Here is a 12,508-nt window from a genome sequence, read left to right as displayed (position 1 = left end):
CAGTCATCCTTTGCTTAAGTCATTGTCTTGGCCATCAGAACCCGCGGGCGGGCTGGCGGTTTCGTCTTCGTGACGGTGGCGGATCAGCCCACCGATCCAGCCGCGGGCGAGCACCAGCCCCGCGCCCCCGGCCAGTGCCGCGACCATCCACGGACGTTTGCGCACCGCCCTCGCGCTCTCGCGCGCAGCGCTGGTGACGCTCTGGCGCGCCGTATCGACGGCATCCTGCGCGAGATTGGCGGGGCGCAACCGCTCCTGCACGGTACCAAGCGTCGCGAACAGCTTGTCACGCGCGGCGCGGGCGCGGGCACGGGCGGCGTCGGGATCACGTGGAAGCGTCATTCGCTTTTCCCCAGTGCCTCGCGGAGGCCGCGCGCAGCGACCCGCCCGAGCAGTGCAGCAACCAGCAGCGCAGCCGAAACGACGATCAATGTCGACCAGCCCGGACCGACGAGCGTCGCCAGCGTCAGGATCATGCCCGTTACCAGCCCGATCGCCGCGGCGATCGCGAGCGCGATGGCAAGGGCGCCGGCCAGCAACGCCCCACGCGCCATCTGAAACCGCTTCGCCGCCAGCGCGCGGTAATAGTCCAGTTCGGCCTGGGCATAGCCGCGCGCATCCGCGCCGAGCGTCGCCAGCAACTCGCCCAGGCCGGGCTGTTCAGTATTCGAATCGGTCATGCCCGCTGCGGATCCGGGTCAGACGTCGGTCGGCGCGGAATCGGCCGGTCCGGTCTGCTGACCCGCCGCTTCGATGCCCGACTTGATCAGCCGCGCCATGACGAAGCCGAGCGCCGCGGCCGTGCCGACCGCGATCGCCGGGCTCTTCTTCACGAATTCGCTGGCATCGGCGATCAGATCGTCGATTTCCTTGCCACGAAGCGACTCGGCAATGTTCGCGACACCGTCGGCGGCCGAGCGGGCGTAACGGCCATAATCCTCGCCTAGCTTGGCATCGACGTCGCCAGCGGCGCTCCGCATCAGATTGGCGACTTCATCGAGCGCACCGGTGGCGCGCTCCTTCCCCTCACTGGCGAAGGCGCGGGCACGCTCCTTGGCGTCGGCCCCGATTTTCCCCGCTTCCTCGCGGATCGTGTCGGCGGCTCGCTTCGTCGTCGATTCGGTATCGGCCTGTTGCTCGCTGCCGGTCGACCCCGTCGCTGCACCAGCGTCATTCTGGATCAGCGCCTCTGCGCTGTTACCCGTCGTTTCGTCTGCCATGATCAAAAACCCTCTATGCCTTGTCGAAACAACAACGGCCCCGTTTGCGAGTTCCCTTGCGAACCGCTAGAGGCACCGCGCGCCTCATTCCAGATATGTTACGGAGACCATGACGTGACCGCAATCATCGACGTCCACGCCCGCCAGATTCTCGACAGCCGTGGCAACCCCACGGTGGAAGTGGATGTCCTGCTGGACGATGGCAGCTTCGGCCGCGCTGCCGTGCCTTCGGGCGCCTCCACCGGCGCCCATGAGGCGGTGGAAAAGCGCGACGGCGACAAGTCCCGCTGGCTCGGCAAGGGCGTCGAAGGCGCCGTCGATGCGGTGAACGGTGAGATTGCCGAGGCGGTTCTCGGCCTCGACGCCGAAGATCAGGCCGATGTCGACCGCACCATGATCGAGCTCGACGGCACCGCCAATAAGGGCCGCCTGGGTGCCAACGCCATCCTCGGCGTCAGCCTCGCCGCCGCCAAGGCCGCGGCCGATGCGCGCGGGCTGCCGCTCTATCGCTATGTCGGCGGCGTCAACGCGCACGTCCTGCCGGTGCCGATGATGAACATCATCAACGGCGGCGAGCATGCCGACAACCCGATCGACTTCCAGGAATTCATGATCGTGCCGGTCGGCGCCGAGAACATCGTCGAGGCGGTGCGCTGCGGTTCGGAGATCTTCCACACGCTGAAGAAGAAGCTGCACGAAAAGGGCCTGGCGACCGGCGTGGGCGACGAGGGCGGCTTCGCGCCGAACATCGCCTCCACCACCGAAGCCCTCGACTTCATCATGACCAGCATCGAAGCCGCCGGCTACAAGCCCGGCGACGACGTGATGCTCGCGCTCGACTGCGCCGCCACCGAATATTTCAAGGACGGCGCCTACAAGATGGTGGGCGAGGGCAAGACGCTCAGCTCCACCGAGAATGCCGAGTTCCTGGCGAAGCTCGCCGCCGACTATCCGATCTTCTCGATCGAGGACGGCATGGCCGAGGACGACTGGGAAGGCTGGAAGGCGCTGACCGAGCTGCTTGGGCACAAGGTGCAGCTGGTCGGCGACGACCTGTTTGTCACCAACCCGCAGCGTCTGCAGCGCGGCATCGAGGGCGGCTATGCCAACTCGCTGCTCGTCAAGGTCAACCAGATCGGCACGCTGACCGAGACGCTCGAGGCCGTCAGCCTCGCCCAGCGTTCGTCCTACACGGCCGTCATGTCGCACCGTTCGGGCGAGACCGAGGACGCGACGATCGCGGATCTCGCTGTCGCCACCAACTGCGGCCAGATCAAGACCGGCAGCCTCGCGCGCTCGGACCGGCTCGCCAAGTACAACCAGCTGATCCGTATCGAGGAAGAGCTTGGCGACGCGGCGGTCTATGCCGGCCGTTCGGTGCTGCGCAAGGCAAAGTAAGTAACGCTACGGCACTTGATCGGGCAGGGCGGTTAGGCGACAAGCAATGACCATGAAGCGCGCTTCTTCCATGACGTCGTTGCTACGTCGCGCCGGGCTTCCGGCCGCGGTCCTGATCGCGGTCGGCTTCTTCGCGTACAATGCGGTGCTCGGCCCGAACGGCGTCGTCGTCGCGAAGGAAATCCGAAGCGAGCTCGACCAGAAGCAGCATGACTATGCCGTGCTCGACAAGCGCCGTGCCGAACTGAAGAATCGGGTCGATCTGCTCGATCCGAGGCGCGGCGCGGATCCCGACATGGTCGAGGAACTTGCCCGCAAGCAGCTCAACGTCGTCCGCCCGGACGAAGTTGTCATTCCGCTCGACAAGAATTGATCGGACGTGCCGGGCAGGTATCCGCTGGATGCGGTTGCCCGGCATTTTCGGTTGTCCTAGTGGAGCCTGAACGCGTTTGACGTCCGCGCGTTGGTTGCGCCGCGGGCAAAAACGCGCATATAGGCTCCCGCCTTCCCCCTCCCCGGATGAGGAATTTCTGATCGTGGCCAAAGCACCGGCACGCCAAGCACCGACCCCGCCCGCCATTCCGAATCGCGAGCGACCGAACGAACCGGAACGGTTCAAAGCTTCCAAGGAACAGCTGCTCGAATTCTACCGCCAGATGCTGTTGATCCGCCGCTTCGAAGAGAAGGCGGGCCAGCTCTACGGCCTCGGCTTCATCGGCGGCTTCTGCCACCTTTATATTGGCCAGGAGGCCGTCGCGGTCGGCCTGCAGTCGGGCCTTGATGGCGAGAAGGACTCGGTGATTACCGGCTATCGCGATCACGGCCACATGCTCGCCTATGGGATCGACCCCAAGGTGATCATGGCCGAGCTGACCGGCCGCGGCGCGGGTATCTCGCGCGGCAAGGGCGGCTCGATGCACATGTTCTCGACCGAGAAAAAATTCTATGGCGGCCACGGCATCGTCGGCGCGCAGGTCTCGCTCGGCACCGGCCTCGCCTTCGCGCACAAGTATAACGAGGATGGCGGCGTCGCCATGGCCTATTTCGGCGACGGCGCCGCGAACCAGGGCCAGGTGTATGAATCGTTCAACATGGCCGAGCTGTGGAAGCTCCCGATCATCTATGTGATCGAGAACAACCAATATGCCATGGGCACCAGCGTCAACCGCTCCTCGGCCGAAGACCAGCTGTACAAGCGCGGCGAGAGCTTCCGTATCCCCGGCATCCAGGTGGACGGCATGGACGTGCTCGCCTGTCGCGGCGCCGCCGAAGAAGCGCTCGCCTGGGTGCGCGCCGGCAAGGGCCCGGTCATCCTTGAGATGAAGACCTATCGCTATCGCGGCCACTCGATGTCCGATCCGGCCAAATATCGCAGCCGCGAGGAAGTTCAGTCGGTCCGCGACAAATCTGACCCGATCGAGGCGGTGAAGCGCGAGCTGGAAGGCATGGGCGTCAAGGACGACGAACTGAAGCCGATCGATGCGGAAATCCGCAAGATCGTGAACGAGGCGGCGGACTTCGCCGAACAGACGCCGGAGCCCGATCCGGCCGAACTCTATACCGACGTGCTGGTGGAGACCTATTGAGATGGCGATCGAACTCAAGATGCCGGCACTCTCGCCGACCATGGAAGAGGGCACGCTCGCCAAGTGGCTCGTCAAGGAAGGTGATGTCGTGAAGTCCGGCGATATCCTCGCCGAGATCGAGACCGACAAGGCGACGATGGAATTCGAAGCGGTCGACGAAGGCACGATCGCCAAGATCCTGGTCTCCGAGGGCACGGACAATGTGAAGGTCGGCACCGTAATCGCGATGATCGCGGGCGAGGGCGAGGATGCCTCCACCGCAGCCGCCGCGCCGGAGCCTGCCAGCCAGCAGACCGAACCAACCCCGCCGCCCGCCGACAAGGCGCCGCAGACGGGCACCGCGCAGCTGACCGCCGCGGTCGAGAAGACCCGCGCGGCCGATCCGGACGTGCCCGCCGGCACCGAGATGGTGAAGACCACCGTCCGCGAGGCGCTCCGCGACGCGATGGCCGAGGAAATGCGCACCGACCCGCGCATCTTCGTGATGGGCGAGGAAGTCGCCGAATATCAGGGCGCCTACAAGGTGACCCAGGGCCTGCTCGACGAATTCGGCCCCAAGCGCGTCATCGATACGCCGATCACCGAATACGGCTTCGCCGGCGTCGGCACCGGTGCGGCGATGGGCGGCCTCAAGCCGATCATCGAGTTCATGACGTTCAACTTCGCCATGCAGGCGATCGACCACATCATCAACTCGGCCGCGAAGACCAACTACATGTCCGGCGGCCAGATGCGTTGCCCGATCGTGTTCCGCGGTCCGAACGGCGCGGCCAGCCGCGTCGGCGCGCAGCACAGCCAGAATTATGGCCCGTGGTACGCCAGCGTCCCCGGCCTGATCGTGATCGCGCCCTATGATTCGGCCGACGCCAAGGGCCTGCTCAAGGCGGCGATCCGTTCGGAAGACCCCGTCGTGTTCCTCGAGAACGAACTGATGTACGGCCGCAGCTTCGACGTGCCGAAGCTCGACGACTATGTCCTGCCGATCGGCAAGGCCCGCATCATGCGCGAGGGCAAGGACGTGACTTTGGTGAGCTACTCGATCGGCGTGGGCGTCTCGCTCGAAGCCGCCGATAAGCTCGTGGCCGAGGGCATCGATGCGGAGGTGATCGACCTGCGCACGCTGCGCCCGCTCGACAAGCAGACGGTGCTGGAGAGCCTGAAGAAGACCAACCGTATCGTCGTGGTCGAGGAAGGCTGGCCTGTCTGCTCGATCGCGTCGGAAGTCGCCGCGTTCGTGATGGAAGAGGGCTTTGACGACCTCGACGCGCCGGTGCTGCGCGTCACCAACGAGGACGTGCCGCTGCCCTATGCCGCGAACCTCGAAAAGCTCGCTCTGGTGAGCGCCGACAAGGTGGTGGCCGCCGTGAAGAAGGTCACCTATCGCGGCTGAACGGATCGGGGGGCGTCGTGCCCCCCGATTGCCTTGCCAGCCGGCATCGTGCGTGCCGGCGTCAATCGCAGAGCGATCCGGTGACGTTTTCGTTGTTGTAGATCTGGGTGAGGTCGCGCCGATCGCGGACCATCATCGACGCGATCTCGACCATCTGGCGCGATGGCGAAAACGCGGTCTTCACCAGCGGCGTATATTCGTAATGGACTTCGACGAACATCGCCGCACCGGCATCGGGCGCGATCGTCTGGCGTCCCGCCGGCCCCATGCCGGTCATGTTGGTGATCGGCTGGTTGATGCCCGGATAGACCGGCACATAGCTCGTCTTGTCGCCATAGCAGCGCTGCCACCCGATCTTGTAAGTGGTGGCGCCGACGCTCATCGGCTCGATATCGCTCAGAATGACGCGGCCATGCGCCTTGAGGTCCAACTCGCCCGACTGAAGCTGCGCGCCGGTGAACAGGTCGTTGATATCGGCTTCGCTGATCGTCTTCGCCTGGAGTTGCGTGCCGGAGCCGATCCGCGCGGCATTATCCGCCAGATGAAGCGCGATCTGGCCGATCCGCATCTTCGTGGTGATGTAGTTGGTCAGTTCAGCACCCGCCAGGCTCATGGTGAGGAAGATCGGCAACGCGAACGCGAATTCGAGCAGCGCCGTGCCGTCGGTGTCCGGTACCAGATGCCGGAGGCGTGCGATGATGGTCATGTGCAGTTCCTGACGACGGCGGGCGCATAGCTTCCCTGATCGCCATAAGGCTGGTTTTTGAGCACGGTATCGGCCTGGACCCTGGTCAGTTCGGATCCCGCGATCAGATTGTAGATCGGGAAAAAACGGGGGTAGCTGACTGTCACGGTGTAGAGCACCGCGTCCTTGGCACCGCCCTGCCCATCATTGCCGCCGTCGCTGTCCCACCGGCCGTTGCCGTTATCATCCTCATAGGGCTCGCCGGGCGTGCTGCCGCTGGGGCCGTCGCACGTGCCGTTGCCGTTCGTATCGGTCCAGGGTTCGGGCCGCGCCTGCGCGGCTTCGGTGAAGTTCCGATAGAAGCGGCGGGTGATCGTGATCGTGGCGTTGTTCGCGATCGCCAGAACCTGCGCGCGCACCCGCCCGTCGAGCGCCTGTTGCTGCTCTTCTTCGGTGCCCTGTTCGAGGGTCGCATCCCGCGCCGTCTTCTGGACGATGCCCTCCAGGGTCGTCCGCATGTAGAGCGTGTGGGCGACATCGAATGCGCCGAGCAGCAGCAACCCGAGCACCGGGGCGACGATCCCGAATTCCACGAGGGTGATGCCGCGGGAGTCGGCGATCAGCGCGCGGGCAAGGGGCGAGCCGGGCCAGCGCATCAGTTGACGAGCCTCAGTGCCGAAATCTGGTCGGCGATCGTCTTGAAGGTCTGCTGGATCTCCGCTGCATTGTTCGCGCTGAAATAGCGTCCCGTGCTGGCGCAGCTTCGCATCCGCGTAACCGTCCGCGAATCGAGCTGACCGAAGGTGATGACCCACAGCGTGATGTTCTTGTTCTTGATTGCGGTGCAGATCGCCTGGGTACGGGCGTTGACCTGATCGGTGATCGGAGCGCCCTGCGTGCAATTTTGCGACAGGCTCAGCGTCGCGCTGCCCGTCGTCCGGCGATCATACCAGCCGACGCCATAGGCATTGTAATTGTTGGGATGCGTACAGGGATCGCCGTCGGTCATGAAGATCAGGTGGCGTTCGATCTCGCCGCCCTGTGCGGTATATTGGTTCTCGCTCTGGAAAATGCCGGTGGGCGATGCCAGCCGGCCGCCCCAGAGCAGGCCGATGTCATGATAGGTGTTGCCGCTGGCGGTCAGGCTGTTGACATAGCTGTCGAAATCGCTGGCGCTGGGCCATGTCTGGAGTTTTTTCGCCTGGGTTGGGCAATAGTAATTGCTTTCGTTTCCGAAATTGGTGGTGGTCTCGACGGGATCGCGGGTCCAGTTCCCGTTGCCGTCCTCGCGCGTGAAGATCACGCCGCTAAGCGCGGGGGCCCAGAGGCTGTCGGCATCGCCTGCGCTGGGTACGAGATCGATATCCAGATCCTTCGCGTCCGCCGGAATCGGATCATAGCTCGACTGGCTGACCGTGGTGCGTTCCTCGATGCAACCGTCCCAAGTGATCGTCCGGTTGCCGCCATTGTCATTGATCGGCAGCGTGAAGCTATAGCTTGCATTCCACGACGAGCCGGACTTCAATAGCCCGACATTAACCGGCAACCGATCGTATCGCCAATTCGGTACCAGGTTTCTCTGGCGGACCAGGCAAGCATAGCTGCCGCTCCATCCCGTCGCGCTCGAGCTATACTGCGTGGTGCTCGTGTTGGCTGGTGCAACGCAAATGCCCTTCGACTTGCTCGTATAATATGAATCATACCACGCACCCCAGGCTGTGCCGTTCTGCTCGCGCGTCTGATAATACCATGTGTTGGCGAAATAATCCGCGGGCAGCAGCTTTCCGACATTCACGTTCGTTGCATAGGGCACGAAGCCGAACCGGATCTGCACCTGGTTTCCCGTGCCGCCGCCCGGTGTGCCGGTGGTGCAATTCGCATCGGTGTCGAGCCGCGCGACGATCTCGTAAAAGCACTTCACGGCGACCTTGAGGCTGGCGAGCTTGGTCTGGTTGTCGCCCTGCGGCACGTCACCCATCGATCCGGTGGTGTCGAGCACGAACATCACGTCGGTATTGGGCAGGCGCATGTCCGCCTCGCAACTGACCGTCAGCGTCTGCGTGGTGCGCCCGAAGATGCGCATGATCGTCATCGGCACGCGTGCCGAGGCAGTGCCGGTGACCTTGCCCGCATTTTCGGTAAAGCTGCGCGAGACGTTGGTGGCGCCATAGGCGGCCGTGTTATAGTTTGCGTCGAAGAAGCGCTCCGCACTCACCCGGGGATAATAGGCGGTGCCGTTCAGCGTCTGGCCCCATGTGCCCCCGCCCATCGCCTTGCGGCCGGCCAGCGCACCGGCATCGCAAGCATGTTGCAGCCGCGTCTTGACGATATACATGCGGCTGATGTCCACACCGCCACCCACCATTCCGGCCAGCGGAATCAGCGCCATCGTCATGAGCGCGAGCGTGTTCGCGCGCACGTCCGATCGCAGCCTGCCGAGCAGGCCACGCACCCGTCCCCGTTTCCGTCGGAACGACATCATCGGCAGCATCCCGGTCCCCAGTCGACTGGAAGCTATGCACGGCGTGTCGCTAATCAGCGCTGAAGGGCTGTGGTTAACGGCTGCAAGTGCCGTGACCGGCGAGGGCCGAGCATGACCGCGGATGCGCCGGAGGACGTCGAGCGGGCGCTGATCCTCGCCTATGCGCCCGCTACCTCGCGCGCGGCATTGGCGGCGCTCCTCTCGCTGGACGACGCGCTGGCGCGCTTGCTTCGGACCACCAGCCAGCCAGCGGTCGGCCAGTTGCGGCTGGCATGGTGGCGCGAAGCGCTTGCGAAGCTCGATACGGCGCCGCCGCCCGCCGAGCCGGTGTTGCAGGCGCTGTCCGCCGAGGTGCTGCCGCGTGGCGTCAGCGGCGCATCGCTGGTGCCGATCGTCCATGGTTGGGAGGTTCTGGTCGAGGAAGAGGCGCTCGACGAGGCCGCACTGGTTCAATTCGGCGAGGGGCGGGGCACCCTTTTCGTCGCGGCAGGGGCGGCGATGCGGAGCGGGAAGGGGGATCCCCTGGCCGAAGCGGGGACGGGATGGGCGCTCGCCGATCTTGCTCGGCATCTGGAGGACAACGGCGAATCGGCGATTGCGCGCGATCTGGCGCAAGCACGGCTCGGCACCGCGCTGCGCGCGCGGTGGAGCCGAAACGGCCGGGCGCTGGGGGCGATGGCCCATCTCGCGCGTCGCGATCTGGCACGTCCCCGCGGCGCGCCCGTGCCGGTGGGCGCCCCCGGGCGGGTGGCGCGGCTGCTATGGCACCGGCTCACCGGTGGCTGAGACTTGCATCGCGATGCGATCGGCGTAGCCTAAGCGTGCTTGGAACGGCGCGGAGGGGGGAGCCGATGTGGCGCTATGGTGTCGGGGCAATGGCTGCCCTGTTGCTCGGGATCGGCGGTTTCCTGCTGGTTCGCGGTTCGGCATCGCCGGCGATCGCGCCCGTCGCCGCCGCACCGGCTGTCGAGGATAGCGCAGGAGCAGCGACCGCGTTTCCCGACGAGGCGCCCGCCGCGACGGCGCGGACCCGCGAGCAGAAGCGGTTCGATCGCTACGACAAGAATCGTGACGATGCGATCGGCCGCGAGGAATATCTCGCATCGCGTCGCAAGGCGTTCGCCAGGCTCGACACCAATAATGACGGGCGGCTGGATTTCGAGGAATGGGCGGCGCGAACGATCGACAAGTTCGCCAGCGCCGATGCCGATAAGTCGGGCACGCTGACGCGAGCCGAGTTCCTGGTCACGGCGCCGAAACGCCGAACGCCGCCGCGATGCGCCTGTGCGCCCGCTCCGAAGCCGAATGCAACGACCGCCAGGGACGAAGCCGAGGACGAGACGCCTTGAGGCGAACGATCAGGCCGCCAACCACGCCTCCAGCGCGCCACGCGCACGATCGGTGTACATTCGCTTGCGGTCGGCCTTCTTCGTCCTGCACTCGATCGGCGGGAACAGGCCAAAATTGACGTTCATCGGCTGATAGGTTTCGGCCTCCGCCTCGCCGGTGATGTGCGCCAGCAGCGCCCCCAGCGCTGTCTCGCGCGGCGGCGGGGGGAGGGCGGCTCCGCCAAGCTCGGCGGCGGCAAAACGCCCTGCCAGCATGCCGATGGCTGCGCTTTCGACATAGCCTTCGCAGCCGGTGATCTGCCCGGCAAAGCGGATATGCGGCGATTGCTTGAGGCGCAGCGTGCGGTCGAGAAGCTCTGGTGACTTGATGAACGTGTTTCGATGCAGCCCGCCGAGCCGGGCGAACTCGGCATTCTCCAGCCCCGGAATGGTGCGGAACAGCCGGACCTGCTCGGCATATTTGAGCTTGGTCTGGAAACCGACCATGTTCCACAGCGTGCCGCTGGCATTGTCCTGGCGCAGCTGCACCACCGCATAGGGCCAGCGCCCGGTGCGCGGATCATCGAGCCCGACGCCTTTCATCGGGCCGTAGCGCAGCGTATCCACGCCGCGCTCCGCCATCACCTCGATCGGCATGCAGCCTTCGAAATAGGGGACGTTCTCCCATTCGCGGAACTCGGTCTTCTCGCCGGCCATCAGCGCGGCGTAAAACTCTAGATACTGTTCCTTCGACATCGGGCAGTTGATGTAGTCCTTGCCCGATCCCTTGTTCCACCGGCTTTGGAACCAGGCGGTTTCCATGTCGATCGAGTCGCGGTGAACGATCGGCGCGATCGCGTCGAAAAAGGCGAGGCTGTCCTTGCCCGTCGCCCGGCCGATGCTTTCCGCCAGCATCGGCGCGGTGAGCGGGCCGGTGGCGACGATCGTCAGGCCGTCGGTCGGCAGCGTATCGATCCGCTCGCGGACAATGGTTATGTTGGGGTGCTCGCTCAGCGCCGCCGTCACGCCGTCGGCAAAGCCGTCGCGGTCCACCGCGAGTGCCGATCCCGCGGGCACTTTGTGAATGTCACCCTGGGCCAGGATCAGCGATCCGAGCGCGCGCATCTCCTGATGTAGCAGGCCAACGGCGTTGCTCTCGGCATCATCCGATCGAAAACTGTTCGAGCAGACCAGCTCCGCCAGCCGGTCGCTCTGGTGCGCCGGAGTCATGTCCCCGGAGCCGCGCATCTCCGAAAGTCGGACCTTGAACCCGGCCTGCGCCAGCTGCCATGCGGCTTCCGATCCGGCGAGACCGCCGCCGATGATATGGATGTCGTGGCCGGGCATGGGCGTACTCTAGCTGTTGGAACGGGGAAGCAGGCGGACATAGTCCCCCCGGCTCATCGCGCAACCCCCGCAGCTTCGGCCCGCTGCGCGATCACCGCGAGGACGTTGTTCGAGACGTCGCCGAGGATCAGTTCGCCCCACAGTCGGGCATACAAGTTGACCGGCGTACGCACCCGATAGCGCGTGGTGAGCATCAGCCGCGTGCGGCCGTCGCCCAGCGGTTGCAGCGTGTAGCCGCCATCGGTGATCCGGTAATAGGCGCTGTCGGGCATCAGGTGACGGTCCTGCATCTTCCAGCCGTCCATCTCGTCCTTGTCGAAGCGGAAGCGCCACCACAGGCGCTTGGCCGGCTGCCAATCCGTGATCACTTCCTTGAACGACAGGCCCTGCTGCCAGCGGACATGGCGGATCGCGCCGGGTCCGGTGCCGACCAGCGTGGCACTGACCGGGCGGGGCAGGCGGATCACGTCCTGCGAGAGGTTCCACGTCCCTTCGCTCGGTGCGATCGTCCCCACGCCTTGGGCGAGCGGCCAGATCGCTGCGGGCTCTGCGGCGACCACGATCGACCGACGCACGACGGCTTCGGTAACGGGCAGCGGTACATAGGGTTCGGCCTGCATCGCCAGCACCGGCAGGAGGAGGAGCGCACCGGAGCGGAGCGTCTGGCCGGCGCCCTCGTCGCGCGGACCGAACCAGCGCCAGGCAAAGTAGCCGCCGAGCGTACTGAGCCCGAACCAGATCGGCGCAAGCATGATGATGCAGAGAATCCCCTCGTACAGGAACAGGATCGAAGTGGACATAACGGCCGCGAGCAGCGCCGCCGGGACCTTCTGCACGTAAAAGGCGCGCGAGCGCTCGCGGAACGGATCGGCTATGCCGAGGATGAACGCGGTGACGGCGGCCGGTAGGATCATCAGGAAGGAGAAGCTGATCAGTCCGCTGGGGTTGGCGGCGGTCAGCAGCAGATAGACGGCGAGGCAGAAGGCCAGCCCCGCCGCGAGCGCGCACGCCACTCTGACCGCCGCCTTGCGGCGACGTGAAGACAGTTCGGTCATGGAAAACTCCTTTCGGC

General features: G+C 65.3%; 14 protein-coding genes. 6 read left to right on the top strand and 8 right to left on the bottom strand.

Translation table 11 applies throughout. From position 1 onward, the window contains the following. Nucleotides 1-3 precede the first annotated feature (3 nt). The 3 genes from ACX40Y_RS08115 to ACX40Y_RS08105 are packed head-to-tail and all read right to left on the bottom strand — an operon-like array spanning nucleotide 4 to nucleotide 1,220. Nucleotides 4-342 (bottom strand): DUF3618 domain-containing protein, encoded by a 339-nt coding sequence (locus tag ACX40Y_RS08115; protein WP_459119048.1) that lies wholly within the window; start codon nucleotides 340-342, stop codon nucleotides 4-6. Next, nucleotides 339-680, bottom strand: coding sequence for a phage holin family protein (locus ACX40Y_RS08110; protein ID WP_459119047.1), 342 nt, complete (start codon nucleotides 678-680; stop codon nucleotides 339-341). Before ACX40Y_RS08110 ends, ACX40Y_RS08115 begins: the two co-directional genes overlap by 4 nt. Nucleotides 681-698: 18 nt before the next feature. Next, nucleotides 699-1,220 carry a hypothetical protein gene (locus ACX40Y_RS08105; protein WP_459119046.1) on the bottom strand — a complete coding sequence of 174 codons (522 nt, stop codon included), beginning with the start codon at nucleotides 1,218-1,220 and terminating at the stop codon, nucleotides 699-701. 114 nt (nucleotides 1,221-1,334) lie between these two features. Between ACX40Y_RS08105 and eno the strand changes: the two genes are divergently transcribed. The 4 genes from eno (at nucleotide 1,335) to ACX40Y_RS08085 (ending at nucleotide 5,594) form a co-directional block, all read left to right on the top strand. Continuing rightward, nucleotides 1,335-2,618: a phosphopyruvate hydratase gene (eno, locus tag ACX40Y_RS08100; protein WP_459119045.1), complete on the top strand. Its 1,284-nt coding sequence runs from the start codon at nucleotides 1,335-1,337 to the stop codon at nucleotides 2,616-2,618. A gap of 46 nt (nucleotides 2,619-2,664) precedes the next feature. Then, on the top strand, nucleotides 2,665-2,991 hold the full coding sequence (locus tag ACX40Y_RS08095) for an FtsB family cell division protein (protein ID WP_459119044.1): 327 nt from the start codon (nucleotides 2,665-2,667) through the stop codon (nucleotides 2,989-2,991). A gap of 163 nt (nucleotides 2,992-3,154) precedes the next feature. Next, nucleotides 3,155-4,204 (top strand): pyruvate dehydrogenase (acetyl-transferring) E1 component subunit alpha, encoded by a 1,050-nt coding sequence (gene pdhA / locus ACX40Y_RS08090; RefSeq protein WP_459119043.1) that lies wholly within the window; start codon nucleotides 3,155-3,157, stop codon nucleotides 4,202-4,204. Between the two features lies 1 nt (nucleotide 4,205). Then, entirely contained in the window at nucleotides 4,206-5,594 is a 1,389-nt protein-coding gene (locus tag ACX40Y_RS08085; protein ID WP_459119042.1) for a pyruvate dehydrogenase complex E1 component subunit beta, read from the top strand. Between the two features lie 61 nt (nucleotides 5,595-5,655). Here ACX40Y_RS08085 and ACX40Y_RS08080 read toward each other — a convergent pair whose 3' ends face one another. The 3 genes from ACX40Y_RS08080 to ACX40Y_RS08070 are packed head-to-tail and all read right to left on the bottom strand — an operon-like array spanning nucleotide 5,656 to nucleotide 8,758. Next, on the bottom strand, nucleotides 5,656-6,300 hold the full coding sequence (locus ACX40Y_RS08080) for a TadE/TadG family type IV pilus assembly protein (RefSeq protein WP_459119041.1): 645 nt from the start codon (nucleotides 6,298-6,300) through the stop codon (nucleotides 5,656-5,658). Then, complete coding sequence (locus tag ACX40Y_RS08075; protein WP_459119040.1) at nucleotides 6,297-6,935, bottom strand: TadE/TadG family type IV pilus assembly protein; 639 nt, start codon at nucleotides 6,933-6,935, stop codon at nucleotides 6,297-6,299. The genes ACX40Y_RS08080 and ACX40Y_RS08075 overlap by 4 nt, the downstream gene beginning before the upstream one ends. Continuing rightward, nucleotides 6,935-8,758: a TadE/TadG family type IV pilus assembly protein gene (locus tag ACX40Y_RS08070; RefSeq protein WP_459119039.1), complete on the bottom strand. Its 1,824-nt coding sequence runs from the start codon at nucleotides 8,756-8,758 to the stop codon at nucleotides 6,935-6,937. The genes ACX40Y_RS08075 and ACX40Y_RS08070 overlap by 1 nt, the downstream gene beginning before the upstream one ends. 114 nt (nucleotides 8,759-8,872) lie before the next feature. Between ACX40Y_RS08070 and ACX40Y_RS08065 the strand changes: the two genes are divergently transcribed. Next, entirely contained in the window at nucleotides 8,873-9,547 is a 675-nt protein-coding gene (locus ACX40Y_RS08065; RefSeq protein WP_459119038.1) for a squalene/phytoene synthase family protein, read from the top strand. A gap of 89 nt (nucleotides 9,548-9,636) precedes the next feature. After that, nucleotides 9,637-10,110 carry an EF-hand domain-containing protein gene (locus ACX40Y_RS08060; RefSeq protein WP_459119037.1) on the top strand — a complete coding sequence of 158 codons (474 nt, stop codon included), beginning with the start codon at nucleotides 9,637-9,639 and terminating at the stop codon, nucleotides 10,108-10,110. Nucleotides 10,111-10,119: 9 nt separating this feature from the next. Here the strand turns inward: ACX40Y_RS08060 and trmFO are convergent, their stop codons facing one another. Further along, complete coding sequence (gene trmFO / locus ACX40Y_RS08055; RefSeq protein WP_459119036.1) at nucleotides 10,120-11,436, bottom strand: methylenetetrahydrofolate--tRNA-(uracil(54)-C(5))-methyltransferase (FADH(2)-oxidizing) TrmFO; 1,317 nt, start codon at nucleotides 11,434-11,436, stop codon at nucleotides 10,120-10,122. 53 nt (nucleotides 11,437-11,489) lie between these two features. Then, nucleotides 11,490-12,491 (bottom strand): SRPBCC family protein, encoded by a 1,002-nt coding sequence (locus tag ACX40Y_RS08050; protein ID WP_459119035.1) that lies wholly within the window; start codon nucleotides 12,489-12,491, stop codon nucleotides 11,490-11,492. Nucleotides 12,492-12,508: the final 17 nt, after the last annotated feature.

Source organism: Sphingomonas sp. RS6, from assembly GCF_054489705.1.
This window is presented reverse-complemented; position numbering and strand designations above follow the sequence as displayed.

Coding starts and splice junctions, on each gene's coding strand:
- ACX40Y_RS08115 (WP_459119048.1), bottom strand. CDS start 342: ATGACGCTTCCACGTGATCCCGACGCCGCCCGTGCCCGCGCCCGCGCC.
- ACX40Y_RS08110 (WP_459119047.1), bottom strand. CDS start 680: ATGACCGATTCGAATACTGAACAGCCCGGCCTGGGCGAGTTGCTGGCG.
- ACX40Y_RS08105 (WP_459119046.1), bottom strand. CDS start 1,220: ATGGCAGACGAAACGACGGGTAACAGCGCAGAGGCGCTGATCCAGAAT.
- ACX40Y_RS08095 (WP_459119044.1), top strand. CDS start 2,665: ATGACCATGAAGCGCGCTTCTTCCATGACGTCGTTGCTACGTCGCGCC.
- ACX40Y_RS08085 (WP_459119042.1), top strand. CDS start 4,206: ATGGCGATCGAACTCAAGATGCCGGCACTCTCGCCGACCATGGAAGAG.
- ACX40Y_RS08080 (WP_459119041.1), bottom strand. CDS start 6,300: ATGACCATCATCGCACGCCTCCGGCATCTGGTACCGGACACCGACGGC.
- ACX40Y_RS08075 (WP_459119040.1), bottom strand. CDS start 6,935: ATGCGCTGGCCCGGCTCGCCCCTTGCCCGCGCGCTGATCGCCGACTCC.
- ACX40Y_RS08070 (WP_459119039.1), bottom strand. CDS start 8,758: ATGTCGTTCCGACGGAAACGGGGACGGGTGCGTGGCCTGCTCGGCAGG.
- ACX40Y_RS08065 (WP_459119038.1), top strand. CDS start 8,873: ATGACCGCGGATGCGCCGGAGGACGTCGAGCGGGCGCTGATCCTCGCC.
- ACX40Y_RS08060 (WP_459119037.1), top strand. CDS start 9,637: ATGGCTGCCCTGTTGCTCGGGATCGGCGGTTTCCTGCTGGTTCGCGGT.
- trmFO (WP_459119036.1), bottom strand. CDS start 11,436: ATGCCCGGCCACGACATCCATATCATCGGCGGCGGTCTCGCCGGATCG.
- ACX40Y_RS08050 (WP_459119035.1), bottom strand. CDS start 12,491: ATGACCGAACTGTCTTCACGTCGCCGCAAGGCGGCGGTCAGAGTGGCG.